Consider the following 20,814-nt stretch of genomic DNA (forward strand, 5'->3'; position numbering starts at 1 on the left):
CGGTGAACCTTCCCGGTCACAGCGCTAGTTGGGGCGGCTGCGGCATGGGCGCCCGGAGCCGGGGTACCCGGACGTCCGGACCGGAACGTCCGGACCGGACAGGAGGCGACACCATGGGCCTCGGCGGATGCATCATCCTCATCGCCGCGGGAGCCATCCTCACGTTTGCGACCGACTGGGACATGGACGGGGTGAACCTCGACCTCGTCGGGATCATCCTGATGATCGTGGGCCTCATCGGCGTCACGACCTTCAGCAGCATCGCCCGGCGCAAGCGCGTAGTGGTGCCGCCCGCGACCCCGGTCGTCAGCGAGGACCCGCACCGGCGGGACGGCTACAACGGCGGCTACGGCGTCTGACCGTCCGGTCCGGCGAACACCAGCGGCAGCCGCCCGGCGCCCCCGCCGGCCGGCCGCACGGGGACGTCCCAGTCCCGCCGGTGCAGTCGGCACGCCGGGTACGGGACCGAGGGATCGTCGTCGCAGGACGCCACCCTCGCCGAGACGTGCAGGACGCCGGACCCGGCGGACGGGTCGAACACGAGGGTGCGGGAGAGCGACGTCCCCGCACCCTCGCCCGTGCGCAGCAGCTCCGGTGGCGTCGCGGACACCAGCAGCCGGGCCGGCGGCCCGTACCGGTCGTCCGGGCGCTGTCCTTCCGGCGCCTCGAAGAGCACGTCGAGCACCACCTCGCCGGCGGCCACGTCCGTCACCGCCCGCCGCGCGGGGCCCTCCGCCGCCCGTACGGCCTCCTCGGGCAGCCGCAGCCGGGTCAGCCGGTGCCGGGCCGATTCCACGACCACGACGTCCCCGCCCACCGCCACGGCGCCCGACGGCTCCCGCAGATCCCCGGCCACCGTGGAGACCTCACCGGTCGCCGGGTCGTAGCGGCGCAGCGCGTCGTTGTAGGTGTCGCTGACGGCGACCGAGCCGTCCGCGAGCGCCGTGACCCCCAGCGGATGCTGGAGGAGCGCCTGCCCGGCCGGGCCGTCGCGGTGCCCGAAGTCGAACAGCCCGGTGCCGACCGCCGTGCGCACCACACCCCGCGGGTCCACCCAGCGCAGCGCGCTGGTCTCCGCGTCCGCCACCCACAGCCGCTCCCCGTCCGGTGACACGGCGAGCCCCGACGGCTGCGCGAACCACGCCTCGTCCGCCGGTCCGTCGACCAGTCCCTCGTCCCTCGTCCCCGCCGCCACCTCGACGGTCCCCACCGCCGGGTCGTACGTCCACAACTGGTGGATCCCGGCCATCGCGATCCACACCCGCCCGGCGAACAGCGCCACGTCCCACGGCGAGGACAGGTCCACCTCCCGCGCCGGGCCCGCCGTGGCCGCACCGCGCCGCCACTGCCGTCCGGTGCCCGCCACCGTCGTCACCTCACCGGTCGCGAGGCCGACGCGGCGCAGCGCGTGGTTGACGGTGTCGGCGACGAGCACCGACCCGTCGTCCAGGAGCAGCAGCCCCTGCGGCTCGCTGAACGACGCCGCGCCCGCGGGACCGTCGGCGAATCCGCGCGCGCCGGAGCCGATTCGCCGTACGACGCTCTCACCGTCCCGCGCGAACTCCACCAGCCGGTGCCGGGACGTGTCGCTCACCAGGAACCCGCCGCCGGGCAGCGCCACGATCTTCCCCGGGAAGCGCAGCTCCGTCGGCTCCGGCTCCGGCGGCACGTACGGCCCGTCGCCGCGCCGCAGCGTGCCCTTCGCCGTGTGCTCGGCCTCCAGCTCGGTCACCAGCCGCTCGATCTCCGGCGCGTGCCCCTCGCCGGAGTGCTGCGCGACGACGTACCCCTCCGGGTCGATCACGGCGAGCGTCGGCCACGCCCGCACCGCGTACTGCCTCCACGTCGCGAGGTCCGGGTCGTCCAGCACCGGGTGCTCCACGCCGTACCGCTGCACGGCGTCGGCGACGGCCGTGTGCTCGGTCTCGTGCGCGAACTTGGGCGAGTGCACCCCGACCACGACGAGGGTGTCCGGGTGCCCGGCCTCCAGCTCGCGCAGCTCGTCGATCACGTGCTGGCAGTTGACGCAGCCCGCCGTCCAGAAGTCGAGCAGCACGATCCGTCCGCGCAGGTCGGCCAGGCGGTACGAGCGGCCGCCCGTGTTGAGCCAGCCCCCCGCCCCGGTCAGCTCGGGGGCGCGGACGCGGGCGTGCCGGGGTGCGGGGTCGGTCATGTCCCCAGGGTGCCACCGGGGGGGCCTCGATCAGCCCGTCGGCCTACACGCGGGGGTTTCGGGGCGGGCGGCGGGGAAGCCCTCGTGACATGAGATTTCTCGTGCGGGACCGGCTGCTCGGCTTCGGGGACGACTACTGGATCGAGGACGACCGGGGGGAGAAGGTCTTCCTCGTCGACGGCAAGGCCATGCGGCTGCGGGACACCTTCGAGCTGAAGGACGTGCAGGGACGCGTCCTCATCGACATCCACCAGAAGATGTTCGCGCTGCGCGACACCATGGTGATCGAGCGGGACGGCAGGCCGCTGGCGACGATCCGGCGCAAGCGGCTGTCGCTGCTGCGCAACCACTACCGGGTCGCGCTCGCGGACGGCAGCACCGAGCTGGACGTCAGCGGCAAGATCCTCGACCGGGAGTTCGCCGTCGAGTACGACGGCGAACTGCTGGCCGTGGTCTCGCGCCGCTGGCTGCACGTCCGGGAGACGTACGGCGTGGACGTGGTGCGCGAGGACGCCGATCCGGCGCTGCTGATCGCGGTGGCGGTGTGTGTGATCCACCTGGCGGAGAAGGAGCGCGGGGACGACTGAGGCGCGGATCAGCGCCGGGGCGGGGCCAGCCCGAGCACACGGTCCTTCAGGGCCGGGAACTGATCCCGTGTCACCGCGGCCCGGGCCGGGTCGAACTCCACGGTGAGGACCTGCTCGCCGGGCCCGGCCTCGGCCAGGACCTCGCCCCAGGGGTCCACCACGATCGAGTGGCCGGCCTGCGGAACTCCCGCGTGCGACCCGGCCGTCCCGCAGGCGAGCACGTACGCCTGGTTCTCGACGGCACGGGCCTGGGCGAGCAGTGTCCAGTGCGCCCGGCGCCGTTCCGGCCAGCCGGCGGGGATCACGAGGGTCTCGGCGCCCGCGTCGACGAGGCCCCGGAAGAGTTCGGGGAAGCGCAGGTCGTAGCAGGTGGCGAGGCCCAGCGTGGTGTCCGGCAGCCGGACCGTCACGAGGTCCCGGCCCGCGCCCATCAGCACGGCCTCGCCCTTGTCGAAGCCGAACCGGTGGATCTTGCGGTAGGCGGCGGCCAGGTCGCCGGAGGGGGAGAAGACCAGCGACGTGTTGTAGAGCGGTCCGTCCGGGTCGCGTTCGGGGACCGACCCGGCGTGCAGCCAGACACCGGCGTCGCTCGCCGCCTTGGCCATCGCCTCGTACGTGGGCCCTTCGAGCGGTTCGGCCTCGGTGCCGAACTCCTCGTAGGCGAAGGCGCCGGTGGTCCACAGCTCGGGCAGGACGACGAGATCCGCTCCGGCTTGTTCTCGTACCAGGGAGGCGACCCTCACCCGGCGTGATTCCACCGATTCGTCCTCGTTCACGTCGATCTGGAGCAAAGAGGCGCGCACACTACCACCGTCCTGGCATTCGAGCCGTCCACACGGGCCTACGATCGTCACACGAAAGCACTGCCGGGGTGCCTCACAGCAGCGTAACTTTGGGGGTCCCCCCTGTTCGAGCGCAGCCGAGAACGTGGGGGACCGCCGAGACACCCGCCGACAGCCGCCGCCGCCCACTGGCACCGCCGCCAGAACCTGCCCGCGAACCGACGTACCAACCGCCGAGGGGTCCCGTTCCGTGAGTCTGCATCCCACCCTCCAGCCCTACGCCGACGCCTGGACCCACTCCATCGAAGCGATATCCGAGCTGGTGACACCGCTCGTCGAAGGCGAGTGGAACCGGCGCACCCCCTGCCCCGGCTGGTCGGTGCGCGACGTCGTCTCCCATGTCATCGGGCTGGACTGCGAGATGCTGGGCGACCCGCGCCCCATCCACACGCTGCCGCGCGACCTCTTCCACGTCACCAACGACCACCAGCGCTACATGGAGATGCAGGTCGACGTCCGCCGCCACCACACGGCGCCGGAGATGACGTCGGAGCTGGAGTACACGATCATCCGCCGCAACCGCCAGCTGCGGAACGAGAGCCGTGACCCCGGCACCAAGGTGCGCGGCCCGCTGGGCGCGGAGCTGACCCTGGAGGAGGCGATGCGCACGCACGCCTTCGCCGTGTGGGCGCACGAGCAGGACCTGCGAGCCGCGCTGGGCCGCCCCGGGAACCTGGACTCCCCCGGCGCGCTCATCGCCCGGGACGTGCTGCTGGGCCGGCTGCCGGAGGTCATGGCCACGAAGGTGGAGGCGCCCCGCAGTTCGGCGATCGTCCTCGACGTGCACGGCCCGGTCGAGTTCCTGCGCACGATCCGGATCGACATCCAGGGCCGCGGCACCCTGGAGACGGCCCCCGCACTGGGCCCGGCCGCCTCCCTGACCCTGGACTGGGAGACCTTCGTACGGCTGGCCTGCGGCCGGGTCACGCCGGAGGCGGTGGCGGACCGGGTGAAGACGGAGGGCGACCCCGATCTGACGGCGGCCATCCTGAAGAACTTCACGGTCACCCAGTAACCGGTCACGGACGCGGCGGCGGGCCCCGAAAACCGGTGTCGCCGCCGCCCCGGTGGCGGCTACCGTCCCCGCCGTGACCGACGCAGACACGCACCCCGCGCCCCTCTCCGCCGAGCCGCCGCGGCTGACCCGGCTGACCTTCCACGGCCCCCTGTCCGAGCACCGCGCCGGCCGGCTGGTCGAGCGGCTGGCCCGGACCGAGCCCGCCACCGTCCTGGACATCGGCTGCGGCTGGGGCGAGTTGATGCTGCGGGTTCTGGAAGCGGCGCCGGAGGCCACCGGGGTCGGGATCGACCTGAACACCCAGGACCTGGCCCGGGGCCGGCGCGCCGCCGAGGAGCGCGGACTGGCCGGACGGGTGCGGTTCGTGGAGGAGTCGGCTACGGGGACGTCCCGCGGCCCGGCCGACCTGGTGCTGTGCGTCGGGTCCAGCCAGGCCCTCACCACGCTGGAGCCGCCCGGTCACACCGCCGAGGCGCTGCGGGCGCTGCGCGGCCTGGTCGCCGACGGGGGCCGGGTGCTGCTCGGGGAGGGCTTCTGGCAGCGTCCGCCGGCCGAGGCCGAGCTCGCGGGGATGTGGCCGGGCGCGAGCGCCGCCGACCACCACGACCTGGGCACCCTCCTCGACCTCGCCGTGGAGGCCGGTTTCCGTCCGGAGTGGACGGAGACGGCGGACGCCGGGGAGTGGGAGGAGTTCGAGTCGGCGTACCAGGCGGACACCGAGGTGTGGCTGGCCGGGCACCCGGACCACCCCCGGGCGGCCGAGACGCGGGAGCGCCTCGACCGGCACCGCGCCCAGTGGATGAGCTATCGCGGCATCCTCGGGCTCGCCTACCTCACGCTGGTGCCCGCGCGCTGAACTCACGCGGGGACGTGCACCGTCTCCACCCGGCTGGCGACCAGGCGCTCCCGCTCGCGGCGGGCGGCGCGTCCGCGCAGGCGCAGGATCTGGCTGACGCCGAGGGCCTGCAGGACGAAGACCGCCGAGAAGGCGATCCGGTAGTCGTCGCCGGTGGCGTCCAGCAGCACACCGACCGCGAACAGCGTCGTCATGGAGGCGATGAAGCCGCCCATGTTGGTGATGCCGGAGGCCGTGCCCTGCCGCTCGGGCGGGTTGGCCGGGCGGGCGAAGTCGAAGCCCAGCATGGAGGCCGGTCCGCAGGCGCCGAGCACCACGCACAGCACGACGAGCAGGCCCATCGGCGCCGTCTCCCCCGGCCAGGCCAGGGTCGTCGCCCACAGGACGGCGGTGGCGGCGACCGTGCCGAGGGCGAGCGGCAGCCGGGCGCCGTGGTGCCGGGCGACGACCTGTCCGTAGACGAGGCCGACGGCCATGTTGGACAGGACGACGAGGGTGAGCAGCTCACCGGCGGTGGCGCGGGTCAGGCCCTGGGCCTCGACCAGGAAGGGCAGCCCCCACAGCAGCAGGAACACCATCGCCGGGAACTGCGTCGTGAAGTGCACCCACATGCCCAGCCGGGTGCCGGGCTCCCGCCAGGACGCGGCGATCTGACGGCGGACGTAGGCGGCGCCCTGGTGCGGCACCGGCTGCGGCTCGTGGCCCTCCGGGTGGTCCTTCAGGAACAGCAGGGTGAGCACGAGCACCACGGCGCCCGCGCCCGCGCTGCCCGCGAAGGCCGCGGTCCAGCCGACGCCGTGCAGCACCCGGGCCAGGACCAGGGTGGAGACGAGGTTGCCGGCCATGCCCGCGAGGCCGGCGAGCTGGGCGACCAGCGGGCCGCGCCGGGCCGGGAACCAGCGGGTGCCCAGCCTGAGGACGCTGATGAACGTCAGCGCGTCGCCGCAGCCCAGCAGGGCCCGGGAGGCGAGGGCCATGCCGTACGACGGGGAGAAGGCGAAGGCGAGCTGCCCCGCGGTGAACAGCACGGCGCCCATGGCGAGCACCTTCTTGGTGCCGAGCCGGTCGACGAGCAGGCCGACGGGTATCTGCATGCCCGCGTACACGAGCAGCTGGAGGATCGAGAACGTCGACAGGGCGGAGGCGTTCACGCCGAAGCGGTCGGCCGCGTCGAGTCCGGCGACCCCGAGCGAGGTGCGGAAGATGACGGCGACGAAGTAGACGGAGACGCCGATGCCCCAGACGGCGATCGCGCGCCGCCCGCCCGGAGGGTCACCGGGCAGGATGGTGGCCGGCCTCATCGTTCCTCACCCCGCGCGAGGTGCGAGAACCAGTCGATGTGCCGGTGGACCAGCGCGACCGCCGCCTGCGGGTCGCCCGAGCGCAGCGCGGTGAGGATCTCCTCGTGCTCGCTGAGCGTCTTGGCGATCCGGTCGGGGTGGGAGTGCATCACGGCGGCGCCCATGCGCAACTGCCGGTCGCGGAGCTGGTCGTAGAGACGGGAGAGGATCTCGTTGCCGCCGCTGCGGACGATCTCGGCGTGGAAGCAGCGGTCGGTGACGGCGGCCGCGGCGAAGTCGCCTGCGGCGGCCTGGGCCTTCTGCCGGTCGAGCAGCTCCTCCAGGCGCTCCAGGAGCCCGGGGGGCGCGGGGACCGCCTTGCGCGCCGCGTGCTCCTCGACGAGCATGCGCGTCTCCACGACGTCCTTGATCTCCTGCGCGGAGACCGGCAGGACCAGGGCGCCCTTCTTCGGGTAGAGCTTGAGCAGCCCCTCGGCCTCCAGCCGCAGCAGCGCCTCGCGGACGGGGGTGCGGGAGACCCCGACGGCGTCGGCGAGTTCGCCCTCGGTGAGCAGCGTGCCGCCCTCGTACCGGCGTTCCAGGACGCCCTGTTTCACATGGCCGTAGACGCGGTCGGCGGCGGGCGGCTGCTTCACGGGGGCGGGCGGGGCGACAGGCATGCCCACAGCATAGATACAACACGTACGCAAGGGTCGGCCGGTCCACGATGCGGACCCGTCCGGTGGAATCTCCCGGCAAAGAAGCACCGTCCGGGCCAGCGGCGGCACAACCATGTGTGCTACTTACGTGTCACACACGTGCGGCCCCACTTTCTTCCCCTCCAACTCGGCCGCACCGCAGGGGCACAAGACGTAATCGGGGTAAATCAGTTGATAACTGCACACAAGGGTATGCGCGTGCGCAGAGCCGCCGCCGTCGTCCTCACGACCGGCGCCGTTCTCGCCTCCGGCGCCCTCACCGCGGCGCCCGCGCAGGCCGTCACCACGCCCTCGATCAATGCCAAGGGCGGGTTCCTGATGAACAGCGCCGACGGCAAGACGCTTTTCACGAAGTCGGCGGACACGAAGCGGCTGACCGCCTCGACGACGAAGGTCATGACCGCGAAGGTCGTCCTCTCGCAGTCGAACCTCAATCTCGACACGAAGGTGACCATAAAGAAGGAGGTCAGCAACTACATCGTGTCCAAGGGGGCGTCCTCGGCGAACCTGATCGTCGGTGACAAGGTCACCGTCCGTCAGCTGCTGTACGGGATGATGCTCAAGTCCGGCTGCGACGCCGCGATGACGCTCGCCGACAAGTTCGGCACCGGCTCCACGGTCAACGCCCGCGTGAAGTCGTTCATCGGCAAGATGAACACCATGGCGAAGAGCCTGGGCATGACGAACACGCACTTCGACTCGTTCGACGGCATCAGCAACGGCTCGAACTACTCGACCCCGCGCGACCTGACCAAGCTGGCCCGCAGCGCGATGAAGTCCTCGACGTTCAAGACCGTCGTCAAGACGAAGTCCTACACGGCGAAGACCATCACCAAGACCGGCTCCACCCGCACGATGGCGGCCTGGAAGAACACCAACACCCTGCTCGGCTGGAACGGCACGCTCGGCGTGAAGACCGGCTCGGGCAGCGAGGCGAAGTACTGCCTCGTCTTCGCGGCCACCCTCAACGGCGAGTCCGTGATCGGCACCGTGCTCACCGCCTCCTCGGAGGCCAACCGCACGGCGGACGTGAAGAAGCTCATCACCTACGGCTACGCCAAGATCAGCTGATCTTCGGCGAGCGGTCGGGCATGACGAAAGGGGCGGTCACCGCGAGGTGACCGCCCCTTTCAGCGCCTTCCGGGGCTCACGCCCAGGTGATCAGCCGCTTGGGCTGCTCCAGGATCGCCGCCACGTCCGCGAGCACCTTGGAGCCCAGCTCGCCGTCGACCAGGCGGTGGTCGAAGCTCAGCGCCAGCGTGGTGACCTGACGCGGCTTCACCTTGCCCTTGTGCACCCACGGCTGGAGCTTGATGGCGCCGACCGCGAGGATCGCCGACTCGCCCGGGTTGAGGATCGGGGTGCCGGTGTCGACGCCGAAGACGCCGACGTTGGTGATGGTGACCGTGCCGCCCTGCATCGCGCCCGGGGACGTCCTGCCCTCACGGGCCGTGGACACCAGCTCGCCCAGCGCCTCCGCCAGCTGCGGCAGCGTCTTGGCGTCGGCGTCCTTGATGTTCGGCACGATCAGGCCGCGCGGGGTCGCCGCCGCGATGCCCAGGTTCACGTAGTGCTTGCGCACGATCTCCTGGTTCGCCTCGTCCCAGGACGCGTTGACGTCCGGGTTGCGCTTGATCGCGACCAGAAGGGCCTTGGAGATCAGCAGCAGCGGGTTCACCCGCAGCCCCGCGAACTCCTTGTCCGCCTTCAGTTCCTCGACCAGCTTCAGGGTCCGCGTCACGTCCACGGTCACGAACTCCGTGACATGCGGGGCCGTGAACGCCGAGCCCACCATCGCCGCGGCCGTGGCCTTGCGGACGCCCTTGACCGGGATGCGGGTCTCCCGGGCGCCGTCGTACGAGGCGGCGGGCGCCGGGACGGCCGCCGGGGCGGGCGCGGCCGCCTGGGGGGCCTGGGGGGCCTCCCGCACCGGCTCGCCGGCCGGGGCCTGCGCCCCCACCGCCGCGTGGACGTCCTCGCGGGTGATGACGCCGTCGGGGCCGGTCGGCGTGACCGTGGCCAGGTCGACGCCCAGGTCCTTCGCCAGCTTGCGCACCGGCGGCTTGGCCAGCGGGCGGCCCAGGGCCGGCGCGGCGGCGGGGCCGTGGCCGTTCAGCTCGGCCTGGAGGGCCTGCGTCGCCGGCTCGGCCTCCTGGCGCGGCGCCTCGGCGCCCTTGCGCGGGCGGCGCTTGGTGGACGAGGCGGAGACGCCGTAGCCGACGAGCACCGGCTGGCGGCCCTGCGGCTCGGTCTCCTCCTCCTGCGCCGGCGCGGGTGCCGCCGGCTCCTCGGCGGCCGGGGCCGCCCCTCCCGAGACGTCGACCGCGATGATCGACGTGCCGACGTCGACCGTGGTGCCCTCGGGGAAGTGCAGGGCGCGGACCACGCCGTCGTACGGGATGGGCAGCTCGACGGCCGCCTTGGCGGTCTCGACCTCGCAGACCACCTGCCCGTCGGTGACGGTGTCGCCCGGCTGGACGTACCACTTGAGGATCTCGGCCTCGGTGAGTCCCTCACCGACGTCGGGCATCTTGAACTCGCGCACGGACGCGTCTGTCATCGTCGTCACGACCCTCTCCTCAGTACGCCAGGGCACGGTCGACGGCGTCGAGCACCCGGTCCAGACCCGGCAGGTACTCCTCCTCCAGGCGCGCCGGCGGGTACGGGGCGTGGTAGCCGCCGACCCGGAGCACCGGGGCCTCCAGGTGGTAGAAGCAGCGCTCGGTGATCCGGGCGGCGATCTCCGCGCCGGAACCGAAGAACACCGGGGCCTCGTGGACCACGACCAGCCGGCGGGTCTTCTCCACCGACGTCTGGATGGAGTCGAAGTCGAGCGGCGAGACCGACCGCAGGTCCAGGACCTCCAGGTCGCGGCCCTCCTCGGCGGCCGCCGCGGCGACCTCCAGGCAGGTCTTCACCATGGGGCCGTAGGCGGCGAGCGTCAGGTCGCGGCCCTCGCGGACCACCTTCGCCTTGTGCAGCGGGCCGGGGATCGCGTCGGTGACGACCTCGCCCTTGTCCCAGTAGCGGCGCTTGGGCTCGAAGAAGATCACCGGGTCGTCGCTCTGGATGGCCTGCTGCATCATCCAGTACGCGTCGGACGCGTTCGACGGGGAGACGATCTTCAGACCGGCGACGTGCGCGAACAGCGACTCCGGAGACTCCGAGTGGTGCTCGACCGCGCCGATGCCGCCGCCGTAGGGGATGCGCACGACGACGGGGAGCTTGACCTTGCCCAGCGAGCGGGCGTGCATCTTCGCGAGCTGCGTGACGATCTGGTCGTACGCCGGGAAGACGAAACCGTCGAACTGGATCTCCACCACCGGGCGGTAGCCGCGCAGGGCGAGACCGATCGCGGTGCCCACGATGCCGGACTCGGCGAGGGGGGTGTCGATGACCCGGCTCTCGCCGAAGTCCTTCTGCAGGCCGTCGGTGACGCGGAAGACGCCGCCGAGCTTGCCGACGTCCTCACCCATCACGAGGACCTTCGGGTCCGTCTCCAGGGCGCGGCGCAGCGACTCGTTGATCGCCTTGGCCAGAGCCATCTTCTCCGCTGCCATGTCAGGCCCCCTCTACGTCCGCGAACGACGCCTGGTAGGCGGCGAACTGGGCGCGCTCCTCGTCGACGAGCGCGTGCCCGTCCGCGTACACGTTCTCGAAGATGGCGAAACGGTCCGGGTCCGGCATGGCGCGGACCGCTTCGCGCACTCGTTTGCCCAACGCCTCGCTCTCGGTCTCCAGTTCCGCGAAGAATCCCTCGTCCGCGTGGTTTGCGGACTCCAGGTACGCGCGAAGGCGCAGGATCGGGTCCTTCGCCTCCCAGGACTGGCGCTCCTCGTCCCCGCGGTAGCGGGTCGGGTCGTCGGAGGTGGTGTGGGCGCCCATGCGGTACGTGAACGCCTCGACCAGCGTCGGGCCCTCACCGTTGCGGGCGCGCTCCAGCGCCCACTTCGTCACGGCGAGGCAGGCGAGGACGTCGTTGCCGTCGACGCGGACGCCGGGGAAGCCGTAGCCCTGCGCGCGCTGGTACAGCGGCACGCGGGTCTGCTTCTCGGTGGGCTCGGAGATCGCCCACTGGTTGTTCTGGCAGAAGAACACCACGGGGGCGTTGTAGACCGCGGAGAACGTGAAGGACTCGGCCACGTCGCCCTGGCTGGAGGCGCCGTCGCCGAAGTAGGCGATGACCGCGCTGTCCGCGCCGTCCTTGGCGACGCCCATCGCGTAGCCGGTGGCGTGCAGCGTCTGGGAGCCGATGACGATCGTGTACAGCTGGAAGTTGTTGCTGTTCGGGTCCCAGCCGCCGTTGTTCACCCCGCGGAACATGCCGAGCAGGTTGGTGGGGTCGACGCCCCGGCACCAGGCGACGCCGTGCTCGCGGTACGTCGGGAAGACGTAGTCGTCCTCGCGGGTGGCGCGACCGGAGCCGATCTGGGCGGCCTCCTGGCCGAGCAGCGAGGCCCACAGGCCCAGCTCGCCCTGGCGCTGCAGGGCGGTGGCCTCGGCGTCGAAGCGGCGGGTGAGCACCATGTCGCGGTAGAGGCCGCGGAGCTCTTCGGGGGTGATGCCGGCGACGTACTTGTCGAACTCGGCGTTCTTGACGCGCTTGCCCTCGGGCGTCAGCAGCTGGACGAGCTCGGGTTCGGCGCTCGCCGTCTTCCTCGCGGATGTGGTCTTGCCGGCCGTGCTCTTGGTACCGGCGCTGCGTCGCGGCTTTCGCGCGGCAGTGCTCTCCACGGTCACGTGTGCTCCTCCGTCGGTCCGGCTACCCGGGTTCGCCGGGTGCTGGGGTTACCCCCTGTTCCGCGGTGGGAACGTGGGGGCGCGGCTCACCTGCGGCCCTCGGACGCACGGGGTGGGTGCGGCTCGTTGGGGACAGGCGTGACAGGTGCCCCGGCGAGCGCCCTGCAAAAGGCACGTTACCCAGTGCTCCACATTTCTGTGAAACCCCTCCTGACCTGGGATTTTGCTTGGAAATCCAAGTAAATCGCGAAAGTCGGGAACGGTCCTGGTCACAGCCTTGCAGGGGGCCGGAACAACGGCACGTTATATCGGTGAGCCAGGTCACGGGAAGAGTCGTCGTGTCACGGTTCGTGTCCGGGGGCCACACGGAGTGACAAAGTGCAGCTCAGGGATGTGAAAAGCGCGCGTGAGCCCGTTTCGGGGCGCACGCGCGCGGGGGTGGAGGGGTGCCGGTCAGCTATTGGTTGCCCGCCGCGGTCCCCGTCGCTGTCGGATCCGGCGGCGGCGTGGTCGGGTCTTCCGTCGCGGGATCCGTCGGGTCATCCGTCGGGTCCTCCGTCGGCTCCTGCGTCGTCGGGTCCTGGGTCGGCTCCTGCGTCGGCTTCTGCGTCTGCTCCTGCGTCGGCTCCTGGGTCGGCGACCAGTCGGGGTCGGAGCCCGTGTCCGTACCGCCGTCGTCGAAGCCGCCGGTCTGGTCCTCGGTGGCCTCGTCGGTGGGCTCCTCGGACGGCTTGTCCCGGTCCTCGCTCTGCGTGGCGGTCGGCTTCGTCGGCGTGTTGTCGTCGCCGCCGCCCTTGCCGTTGTTGACGGCGAGCGCGACACCGGCCGCGATCGCGATGACCGCGAGGACGGCGAGGATCCACAGCTTGCCGCGGCCGCTGCCCCGGTTGCCGTGCCCCTCGAAACCGCCGTCGTCCCCGCCGCCGTAGCCGCCGGGCAGGATCGGCTGCGGGATCTGCGTCGTACCGGAGGCCGGGTCTCCCGGGTGGCCCATGACGGCCGTGTGCGCGAAGCCGCCGGCCGGGGTGTGCCGGCCCTCGTGCATCGTCACCGGGCCGGTGTTCCAGGTGCCGGTGTGGCCGCCCTGGTCGTACAGCATCTGGAGGGCGTACTGGACGAGGCCGCGCATCTCCTCGGCCGTCTGGAACCGGTCGTCCGGCTCCTTGGCGAGCGAGCGCATGACCAGGCCGTCGAGCTCGGGCGGCGCGGCGTCGGACGCCTCGGACGGCGGGGTCGGGATGTCCTGGACGTGCTGGTAGACCACGGACAGCGGGGTCTCGCCGGTGAAGGGGGGGCGCAGCGCGAGCAGTTCGTAGAGGAGGCAGCCGGTCGCGTACAGGTCGGAGCGGTGGTCGACCGCCTTGCCGAGCGCCTGCTCGGGCGAGAGGTACTGCGGGGTGCCCATCACCATGCCGGTCTGGGTCATCGTCGACTGCGCGCCGTGCAGGGCGCGCGCGATGCCGAAGTCCATCACCTTCACGGCGCCGTTGTTGGTGATGATCACGTTGGCGGGCTTGATGTCGCGGTGCACGATGCCGTGCTGGTGCGAGTAGGCGAGGGCCTCCAGGACGCCGGAGACGATGATGAGCGCCTGCTCGGGTCCGGGCGCCTCGGCGTTGATCAGGAGGTCGCGGATGGTGCGGCCCTCGACGATCTCCATGACGATGTACGGCACGGAGTGGCCGCCGACGACGTCCTCGCCGGAGTCGTACACGGCGACGATCGCGTGGTGGTTGAGGCCGGCCACGGACTGGGCCTCACGCGTGAAGCGGGCCTTGGACACCGGGTCCTCGGCGAGGTCGGAGCGCAGCAGCTTGACCGCCACGGTGCGGCCCAGCCGGACGTCCTCGGCCGCGAACACCTCGGCCATGCCGCCCCGGCCGAGTCTGCGGGTCAGCCGGTACCGGCCGTCCCCGACCAGCCCGCCGTTACCCCACATCTCCGGCGCGTCTGACATACCGCCGCCAGCCGCCTCGGGGTCGGACGGGCCCTGAGCGCGCTGCTGCTGTGCCATCGGTCCTCGCCGTCGTTTCTGCCCGCGGTGCGCGCGGTGTTGTTACGGTCTCCGTCGGCCACGCTACAGCCTCGGCGCAAGCCGCCGGTCCGGGACGGCCGCCCCGGTCCGGCGAAGACGGACCGGTCATGAAACCTTCACCCGTCCCCCACGTGCAAATTGTGTGCACCGACGGTACGACCCCTGTAACGCTTGGGCGACGCCGCCTTCGCGTACGGTCACGGAACGGGCACCTCGCTTGACCTGTCGGTGCCGTGGGGCAGACTTGGCCGGGAATAGCACATTGGATCAACCGGGATCAGCGGATCCCGGGCAGCCGCAGGCGCCCAAGGGGCACGGGGGACGCAGAACATGAGCCAGGACGGCGCACAGAACGCGCACGCGGGACGGTCGCTGGCCGGTGGCCGCTACCAGCTGCGCGACCTGCTCGGCCAGGGCGGCATGGCGTCCGTCCACCTCGCCTACGACTCCGTGCTCGACCGCCAGGTCGCGGTCAAGACGCTGCACACCGAGCTGGGCCGCGAGCCGGCGTTCCGCGAGCGGTTCCGCCGCGAGGCCCAGGCAGTGGCCAAGCTCACGCACACCAACATCGTCTCCGTCTTCGACACCGGCGAGGACGAGATGGACGGCATGACGACGCCGTACATCGTCATGGAGTACATCGAGGGCCGTCCGCTCAGCTCCGTCTTCGACGAGGCCGTACGGCAGGCCGGGGCGATGCCCGCCGACCAGGCCCTGAAGATCACCGCGGACGTGCTCGCCGCCCTGGAGATCAGCCACGAGATGGGCCTGGTCCACCGCGACATCAAGCCGGGCAACGTGATGCTGAACAAGCGCGGCGTCGTCAAGGTCATGGACTTCGGCATCGCGCGCGCCATGCAGTCCGGCGTGACGTCGATGACGCAGACCGGCATGGTGGTCGGCACCCCGCAGTACCTCTCTCCGGAGCAGGCCCTCGGCCGGGGCGTGGACGCCCGCTCCGACCTGTACTCGGTCGGCATCATGCTGTTCCAGCTCGTCACCGGACGGCTGCCGTTCGACGCGGACTCGCCGCTGGCCATCGCGTACGCGCACGTGCAGGAGAAGCCGGTCGCGCCCTCCTCGATCAACCGCTCCCTGCCCCCGGCGGTGGACGCGCTGGTGGCCCGCGCGCTGAAGAAGAACCCGAACGAACGCTTCCCCAGCGCCGAGGCCATGCGCGACGAGTGCCTGCGCATCGCGCAGTCCTTCCACGCGGCGCCGCCGAGCATCGTGCCGGGCGCGCAGACGCAGAGCGGTCAGGGCGTCGGCGCCTCGGTGTTCCCGCCCGTCGGGCAGACGCCCCCGAGCACGGGGCCCGTCCAGCAGCCCTACCAGCCGACGCCGACGCCCTCTCCGTACGGCACCCCGCCGCCGTCCGGGCCGACTCCGGCGTACGGCTATCCGCAGCAGTCCGGCTTCACGACGCCGGCGCCCGCCTCCTACTCCCCGCAGCCCGGCCACGCGACGCCTCCGCCGTACACGATCGCGCCGCAGGGGCAGGGCGCGCCGGGCGGCGGGAAGCGCAACCGGGGCGTGATCATCGGCTCGATCGTCGTGTCCCTGGCCGCCGTGGGCGGTCTGATCGCCGCGCTGTCGATGAACGGCGGCGGGGGCGACGAGGGCAAGGGAGGCGGCGGCTCGACCACGGCCACCGAGATCTCCAAGGCGCCGGGCTGGCGGCAGGGCGACACCTCGCGGACCGTCGAGACGAGCGAGTGCACCGAGCCGCGCGAGGCCTACCTCGACCCCGACAAGGTGACGATGCCGGACATGACCTTCCGGTACTGGCCGTCGGTCGAGAAGTGCCTGAAGGCCGCCGGCTGGAAGTACGAGAAGATCGACAAGAACGAGAACACGTACGGCCAGGGCACCGTCATGGAACAGGACCCCAAGGTCCGCCAGGACTTCGACCCGGACAACCCCCCGGTGATGAAGTTCACGGTGTCCACCGGCAATCCGGAGTGACGCGGAGACACAGAAGGGCCCGGCGGCATCGGCCGCCGGGCCCTCGTCGTGTCTGGCTCAAGACGCCCTACAGGTAGGGGCCGCCCGTCCGGCCGGCCTGCGGGTGGTCGCCGTCGTCGCCGCCGACACCCGGCGGGAGGGCACGGCGCATCTGCTCCAGCTGGGCGCGCGCCGCCATCTGCTGGGCGAACAGGGTGGTCTGGATGCCGTGGAAGAGGCCCTCCAGCCAGCCGACCAACTGGGCCTGCGCGATGCGCAGTTCCGCGTCGGACGGTGTCCCCTCGTCCGTGAACGGCAGCGACAGCCGTTCCAGCTCCTCGACGAGCTCGGGGGCCAGGCCGTCCTCCAGTTCCTTGACGGAACTGGCGTGGATCTCCTTCAGCCGGACCCGGCTCGCCTCGTCGAGGGGAGCGGCGCGCACCTCTTCGAGCAGCTGCTTGATCATGCTGCCGATGCGCATGACCTTCGCGGGCTGCTCCACCTGCTCCGTCACCGGGATCTCGCGGGAGTCGTCGTCCCCGCCGCCGCCACCGAGCGCCATGCCGTCCTGGCCCACGACCAGGATCTGGGGGTTCTCGGGTTGCCTGTCGTTCCTCGGCATCTCCATGCCGCCATTCTCTCGCACCCGTACAGCTCATCATCGTGGTGCCCCCCGCGGAGGCCGATCGACCGTTCGCGCCACCGGGGATTCCGCGGGCCCGGCAGGGCGGGTCGGCCGGGTGGCGGCGCCCGGAATGCCGGGTGCGCCGGCTCCTGTGAGGCTTGTCCTGCGAGGACGGGGGTGCTGGCTCGGGGTGCCGCGGACTCTTGGGTGGTGAAGGCAGTGGGAGCGATGGGGGTCATGCGCACGACCGGGCTGCTGGGTGTGCTCGTCATGGGACTGGTCGCGGGCGGTGGCACCGGCGCGGCCCTCGGCGCCGAGGCCGGGCATCCCGCTCAGGGTCCTACGGCGGGTCTTCGGGGGTCGCCGTCCCCGGACCCGTCCGCCGGCGAGCCGGAGGGCCCGGGTTCCGGGCGCCCCTCGGCCCCTTCCTCCTCCGGGAAGCCCTCCGCCACGCCGTCGCGGCACGCGGAGCACGGCGAGCACCACCGGCCGGGCGGGCGCGAGGAGCCCCGTGACCGGGAGGAGGTGCGGGAGACCTGGCACTCCGGACGGCACGAGCCGTCGCCCAGCGCCAGCGCCCACGGACCCGCCGCCGGGCGGACCAAGCCCTCCGACGAGCCGTCCCGGGCCGGAAGCCGGCCGGGCGAGGGCCGTGAGCGGCCGGGACGGCAGAAGGTGCCCCTGGAGGAGTCGGAGGCGGCGGTGCGCCCGGCCGGCGACCGGGACGACACGGCACCGCCGGCCGACGAGGAGGACACCGCGACCCTGCCGGACGACGAGGCCACCGCCGGCGCCACCGCGCCGCCGTCCGGCCGGGCGGCGGACGACGCGCAGGGCGCCGGCACCCGGGAGCGGGCGCAGCAGCCCGTCCTGCAGGTCCTGCCCCTCGGCATGGGCCTCGTCCTCGTCGGCCTCGGCCTCGGCCTGACCTTCGTCGGACTGCGCCTGCGCCGCGGGTAGCCTCCCGCTACGGCACGACCAGCAGCACCTTGCCGATGTGACCGCTCTCCTCGACCACCCGGTGCGCCTCGGCGGCGTCGTCCATCGGGATCTCGCGGTCGACGACCGGACGGACGTGGCCGGCCTTCAGCAGCGGCCACACGTGCTCGCGTACGGCCGCGACGATCGACGCCTTCTCCTCCAGCGGCCGGGACCGCAGCGAGGTCGCGGTGATGGCGGCGCGTTTGGCCAGCAGGGCGCCCAGGTTGAGTTCGCCCTTCACCCCGCCCTGCAGCCCGATGATCGCGAGACGGCCGTTGACGGCGAGGGCCCGGACGTTGCGGTCGAGGTACTTCGCTCCCATGATGTCGAGGATCACGTCGGCCCCGGCACCGCCCGTGGCCCCCTTGATCTCCTCGACGAAGTCCTGCTCCCGGTAGTCGATCAGGATGTCGGCGCCGAGCTCGGCGCACCGCTCGAGCTTCTCCTTGCTGCCGGCCGTGACCGCGACCCTCGCGCCGACCGCCTTGGCGAGCTGGATCGCCATGGTGCCGATACCGCTGGACCCGCCGTGCACGAGCAGCGTCTCCCCGGGACGCAGGTGGGCGACCATGAAGACGTTCGACCACACCGTGCACACCACCTCGGGCAGCGCCGCCGCCCCGGTCAGGCTCACCCCCTCCGGGACCGGCAGCAGCTGCCCGGCCGGCACGGCCACCTTCTCGGCGTATCCGCCGCCCGCGAGCAGCGCGCAGACCTCGTCGCCCACGGCCCAGCCGGAGACACCGGGCCCCACCTCGGCGATCCGGCCGGAGCACTCCAGACCGGGGTACGGGGAGGAGCCGGGCGGCGGGTCGTAGAAGCCCTGCCGTTGCAGCAGGTCGGCCCGGTTGACGGCGCCCGCCGCCACCTCGACCAGCACTTCGCCCTCGCCCGGCACGGGATCGGGGACCTCGTCCCACACCAGCGCCTCGGGCCCGCCCGGTTCCGCAATCGTGATCGCATGCATGTCACGGACGCTACCCCCGGTGCCCGCGTCCACCACCGTCCGCCGTCCCGTGTGCCGCACCCGTCGCGGGAACGTGCCGCGCCCGTCCTCGTGAAAATCCTGTGCGTCACCGATGAGTTTGCGGGACCGTAAAGGTCTCCCCATGCGTAGCCCAAGACCGTGGAAGGACCCTTCCGGAAGGAACCCGACAGCATGAGCACGCAGACGACCGGTCTCGCCATCGAGACCGCGGGCCTGGTGAAGACATTCGGTGAGACACGGGCCGTCGACGGCGTGGACCTCGCGGTTCCGGCCGGAACGGTCTACGGCGTCCTCGGACCGAACGGCGCCGGCAAGACGACCACGGTGAAGATGCTCGCCACCCTGCTGCGCCCGGACGGCGGCGAGGCCCATGTCTTCGGGCACGACGTGGTGCGCGAGGCCGACGCGGTGCGTGGCCGCGTCAGCCTGACCGGCCAGTACGCCTCGGTCGACGAGGACCTCACCGGCACGGAGAACCTGGTGCTGCTGGCCCGCCTCCTCGGCCACCGCAAGCCGGCCGCACGCGAGCGCGCGGCACAGCTGCTGGAGGCCTTCGGGCTGACGGACGCGGCGGGCAAGCAGGTCAAGAACTACTCGGGCGGCATGCGCCGCCGTATCGACATCGCCGCGTCGATCCTCAACACCCCCGACCTGCTCTTCCTCGACGAGCCGACGACCGGTCTCGACCCGCGCAGCCGCAACCAGGTGTGGGACATCGTCCGCGCGGTCGTCGCGCAGGGCACCACCGTCCTGCTGACCACGCAGTATCTGGACGAGGCGGACCAGCTGGCGTCGCGGATCGCCGTGATCGACCAGGGCCGGGTGATCGCGGAGGGCACCAAGGGCGAGCTGAAGGCGTCCGTCGGCGCCGGCACCGTCCATCTGCGGCTGCGCGACCCGGCACAGCGGCCGGAGGCGGCGCGGATCCTGCGGCTGGCCCTGGACGCCGAGGTGCAGTCCGAGCCCGACCCCGTGGCCCTCACCGCCCGCGTCGGCGGCGCCGGGAACGGGCAGGGCGCGGCGGAGCAGGCCGGTCGCGCGCTCGCCGAGCTGGCCCGCGGCGGCATCACCGTCGACAACTTCTCGCTGGGCCAGCCCAGCCTGGACGAGGTGTTCCTCGCCCTGACCGGACACGACACGCACGAGGCCGAGGGCGGCCAGGACGAGGTGGCGGCATGAGCACCGTGACACAGACCGAGGGCAGGGAACTCGCCCCCGTCAGCACCGAATCGCTGGCCGCGCTGCTGATCGCCAAGGACCGGCCACCGCGGCCGAGCGCCTGGTCGGCGTCGATGACGTTCGGCTGGCGGGCCATCCTGAAGATCAAGCATGTGCCCGAGCAGCTCTTCGACGTCACCGCGTTCCCGATCATGCTGGTGCTGATGTACACGTACCTGTTCGGGGGCGCCCTGGCCGGGTCCCCGACGGCGTACATCCAGTTCCTGCTGCCGGGCATCCTGGTGATGTCGGTCGTGATGATCACCATGTACACCGGCGTCTCGGTGAACACCGACATCGAGAAGGGCGTCTTCGACCGGTTCCGGACGCTGCCGATCTGGCGTCCGTCCACGATGGTCGGCTACCTGCTGGGCGACGCCCTGCGTTACACGATCGCGTCCGTCGTCATGCTCACCGTCGGCATGATCCTCGGCTTCCGCCCGGACGGCGGGGTGGGCGGCGTCGTCGCGGGCATCGCGCTGCTGGTCGCCTTCTCCTTCGCCTTCTCGTGGATCTGGACGATGTTCGGTCTGATGCTGCGCTCCGAGAAGTCGGTGATGGGCGTCAGCATGATGGTGATCTTCCCGCTGACCTTCCTGTCCAACGTCTTCGTCGACCCGAAGACCATGCCGGGCTGGCTCCAGGCGTTCGTCAACAACAGCCCGATCACGCATCTGGCCACGGCGGTGCGCGGACTGATGGCGGGCGACTGGCCGGCGGCCGACATCGCCTGGTCGCTCGGCTGGACGTGCCTGTTCGTGCTGGTCTTCGGGCCGATCACGATGCGGCTGTACAACCGCAAGTAGAA

The 20,814-nt window shown here is 72.0% G+C and carries 19 protein-coding genes; 9 read left to right on the forward strand and 10 right to left on the reverse strand.

The features are described from left to right. Positions 1–113 precede the first annotated feature (113 nt). Entirely contained in the window at positions 114–359 is a 246-nt protein-coding gene (locus ADL34_RS09275; RefSeq protein ID WP_062666054.1) for a DUF6458 family protein, read from the forward strand. Here the strand turns inward: ADL34_RS09275 and ADL34_RS09280 are convergent. Then, the gene (locus ADL34_RS09280; RefSeq protein WP_062666052.1) at positions 347–2,173 is read right to left on the reverse strand and encodes an NHL domain-containing thioredoxin family protein; all 1,827 of its coding nucleotides are present in this window, start codon (positions 2,171–2,173) and stop codon (positions 347–349) included. The two genes, ADL34_RS09275 and ADL34_RS09280, sit on opposite strands and share 13 nt — an antisense overlap. Before the next feature lie 89 nt (positions 2,174–2,262). Between ADL34_RS09280 and ADL34_RS09285 the strand changes: the two genes are divergently transcribed. After that, positions 2,263–2,760 (forward strand): LURP-one-related/scramblase family protein, encoded by a 498-nt coding sequence (locus ADL34_RS09285; RefSeq protein WP_062666049.1) that lies wholly within the window; start codon positions 2,263–2,265, stop codon positions 2,758–2,760. Positions 2,761–2,768: 8 nt separating this feature from the next. Here ADL34_RS09285 and ADL34_RS09290 read toward each other — a convergent pair whose 3' ends face one another. Continuing rightward, positions 2,769–3,563 carry a carbon-nitrogen family hydrolase gene (locus tag ADL34_RS09290; RefSeq protein ID WP_062666047.1) on the reverse strand — a complete coding sequence of 265 codons (795 nt, stop codon included), beginning with the start codon at positions 3,561–3,563 and terminating at the stop codon, positions 2,769–2,771. Between the two features lie 229 nt (positions 3,564–3,792). On the opposite strand from ADL34_RS09290, the gene ADL34_RS09295 reads away from it, so the two are divergent. Next, positions 3,793–4,617, forward strand: coding sequence for a maleylpyruvate isomerase family mycothiol-dependent enzyme (locus ADL34_RS09295; protein ID WP_062666046.1), 825 nt, complete (start codon positions 3,793–3,795; stop codon positions 4,615–4,617). A gap of 73 nt (positions 4,618–4,690) precedes the next feature. After that, positions 4,691–5,476 carry an SAM-dependent methyltransferase gene (locus tag ADL34_RS09300; protein WP_062666044.1) on the forward strand — a complete coding sequence of 262 codons (786 nt, stop codon included), beginning with the start codon at positions 4,691–4,693 and terminating at the stop codon, positions 5,474–5,476. A gap of 2 nt (positions 5,477–5,478) precedes the next feature. On the opposite strand, the gene ADL34_RS09305 is transcribed toward ADL34_RS09300, so the two are convergent. Together ADL34_RS09305 and ADL34_RS09310 are read right to left on the reverse strand one after the other, a co-directional pair. Further along, positions 5,479–6,777, reverse strand: coding sequence for an MFS transporter (locus ADL34_RS09305; protein WP_062666042.1), 1,299 nt, complete (start codon positions 6,775–6,777; stop codon positions 5,479–5,481). Then, positions 6,774–7,436 (reverse strand): GntR family transcriptional regulator, encoded by a 663-nt coding sequence (locus ADL34_RS09310; RefSeq protein WP_062666086.1) that lies wholly within the window; start codon positions 7,434–7,436, stop codon positions 6,774–6,776. The genes ADL34_RS09305 and ADL34_RS09310 overlap by 4 nt, the downstream gene beginning before the upstream one ends. A 231-nt stretch (positions 7,437–7,667) precedes the next feature. On the opposite strand from ADL34_RS09310, the gene ADL34_RS09315 reads away from it, so the two are divergent. Further along, positions 7,668–8,546, forward strand: coding sequence for a D-alanyl-D-alanine carboxypeptidase family protein (locus tag ADL34_RS09315; protein ID WP_062666040.1), 879 nt, complete (start codon positions 7,668–7,670; stop codon positions 8,544–8,546). Between the two features lie 76 nt (positions 8,547–8,622). On the opposite strand, the gene ADL34_RS09320 is transcribed toward ADL34_RS09315, so the two are convergent. The 4 genes from ADL34_RS09320 to ADL34_RS09335 form a co-directional block, all read right to left on the reverse strand. Further along, positions 8,623–10,044, reverse strand: coding sequence for a dihydrolipoamide acetyltransferase family protein (locus tag ADL34_RS09320; protein WP_062666037.1), 1,422 nt, complete (start codon positions 10,042–10,044; stop codon positions 8,623–8,625). Positions 10,045–10,054: 10 nt separating this feature from the next. Next, complete coding sequence (locus ADL34_RS09325) at positions 10,055–11,035, reverse strand: alpha-ketoacid dehydrogenase subunit beta (RefSeq protein ID WP_062666035.1); 981 nt, start codon at positions 11,033–11,035, stop codon at positions 10,055–10,057. 1 nt (position 11,036) lies between these two features. Further along, positions 11,037–12,215: a pyruvate dehydrogenase (acetyl-transferring) E1 component subunit alpha gene (pdhA, locus tag ADL34_RS09330; RefSeq protein WP_062666033.1), complete on the reverse strand. Its 1,179-nt coding sequence runs from the start codon at positions 12,213–12,215 to the stop codon at positions 11,037–11,039. A 457-nt stretch (positions 12,216–12,672) separates the two neighbouring features. Beyond that, positions 12,673–14,229: a protein kinase domain-containing protein gene (locus tag ADL34_RS09335; protein ID WP_062666031.1), complete on the reverse strand. Its 1,557-nt coding sequence runs from the start codon at positions 14,227–14,229 to the stop codon at positions 12,673–12,675. Between the two features lie 351 nt (positions 14,230–14,580). On the opposite strand from ADL34_RS09335, the gene ADL34_RS09340 reads away from it, so the two are divergent. After that, complete coding sequence (locus ADL34_RS09340) at positions 14,581–16,215, forward strand: protein kinase domain-containing protein (protein WP_062666029.1); 1,635 nt, start codon at positions 14,581–14,583, stop codon at positions 16,213–16,215. 67 nt (positions 16,216–16,282) lie between these two features. Here ADL34_RS09340 and ADL34_RS09345 read toward each other — a convergent pair whose 3' ends face one another. Beyond that, positions 16,283–16,822, reverse strand: a complete 540-nt coding sequence (locus tag ADL34_RS09345) for a bacterial proteasome activator family protein (RefSeq protein WP_062666027.1) — start codon at positions 16,820–16,822, stop codon at positions 16,283–16,285. 234 nt (positions 16,823–17,056) lie between these two features. Between ADL34_RS09345 and ADL34_RS09350 the strand changes: the two genes are divergently transcribed. After that, on the forward strand, positions 17,057–17,779 hold the full coding sequence (locus ADL34_RS09350; RefSeq protein WP_159038905.1) for a hypothetical protein: 723 nt from the start codon (positions 17,057–17,059) through the stop codon (positions 17,777–17,779). A gap of 7 nt (positions 17,780–17,786) precedes the next feature. Here ADL34_RS09350 and ADL34_RS09355 read toward each other — a convergent pair whose 3' ends face one another. Beyond that, positions 17,787–18,767, reverse strand: a complete 981-nt coding sequence (locus ADL34_RS09355; protein WP_062666084.1) for an NAD(P)H-quinone oxidoreductase — start codon at positions 18,765–18,767, stop codon at positions 17,787–17,789. A gap of 192 nt (positions 18,768–18,959) precedes the next feature. Between ADL34_RS09355 and ADL34_RS09360 the strand changes: the two genes are divergently transcribed. Both ADL34_RS09360 and ADL34_RS09365 read left to right on the forward strand, forming a co-directional pair. Further along, complete coding sequence (locus tag ADL34_RS09360) at positions 18,960–19,967, forward strand: ATP-binding cassette domain-containing protein (protein WP_062666023.1); 1,008 nt, start codon at positions 18,960–18,962, stop codon at positions 19,965–19,967. Further along, entirely contained in the window at positions 19,964–20,812 is an 849-nt protein-coding gene (locus tag ADL34_RS09365; RefSeq protein ID WP_062666021.1) for an ABC transporter permease, read from the forward strand. Before ADL34_RS09360 ends, ADL34_RS09365 begins: the two co-directional genes overlap by 4 nt. Positions 20,813–20,814: the final 2 nt, after the last annotated feature.

The sequence above is a fragment of the Streptomyces sp. NRRL WC-3605 genome (assembly GCF_001509795.1).
In the GTDB taxonomy this organism is placed as follows: domain Bacteria; phylum Actinomycetota; class Actinomycetes; order Streptomycetales; family Streptomycetaceae; genus Streptomyces; species Streptomyces viridochromogenes.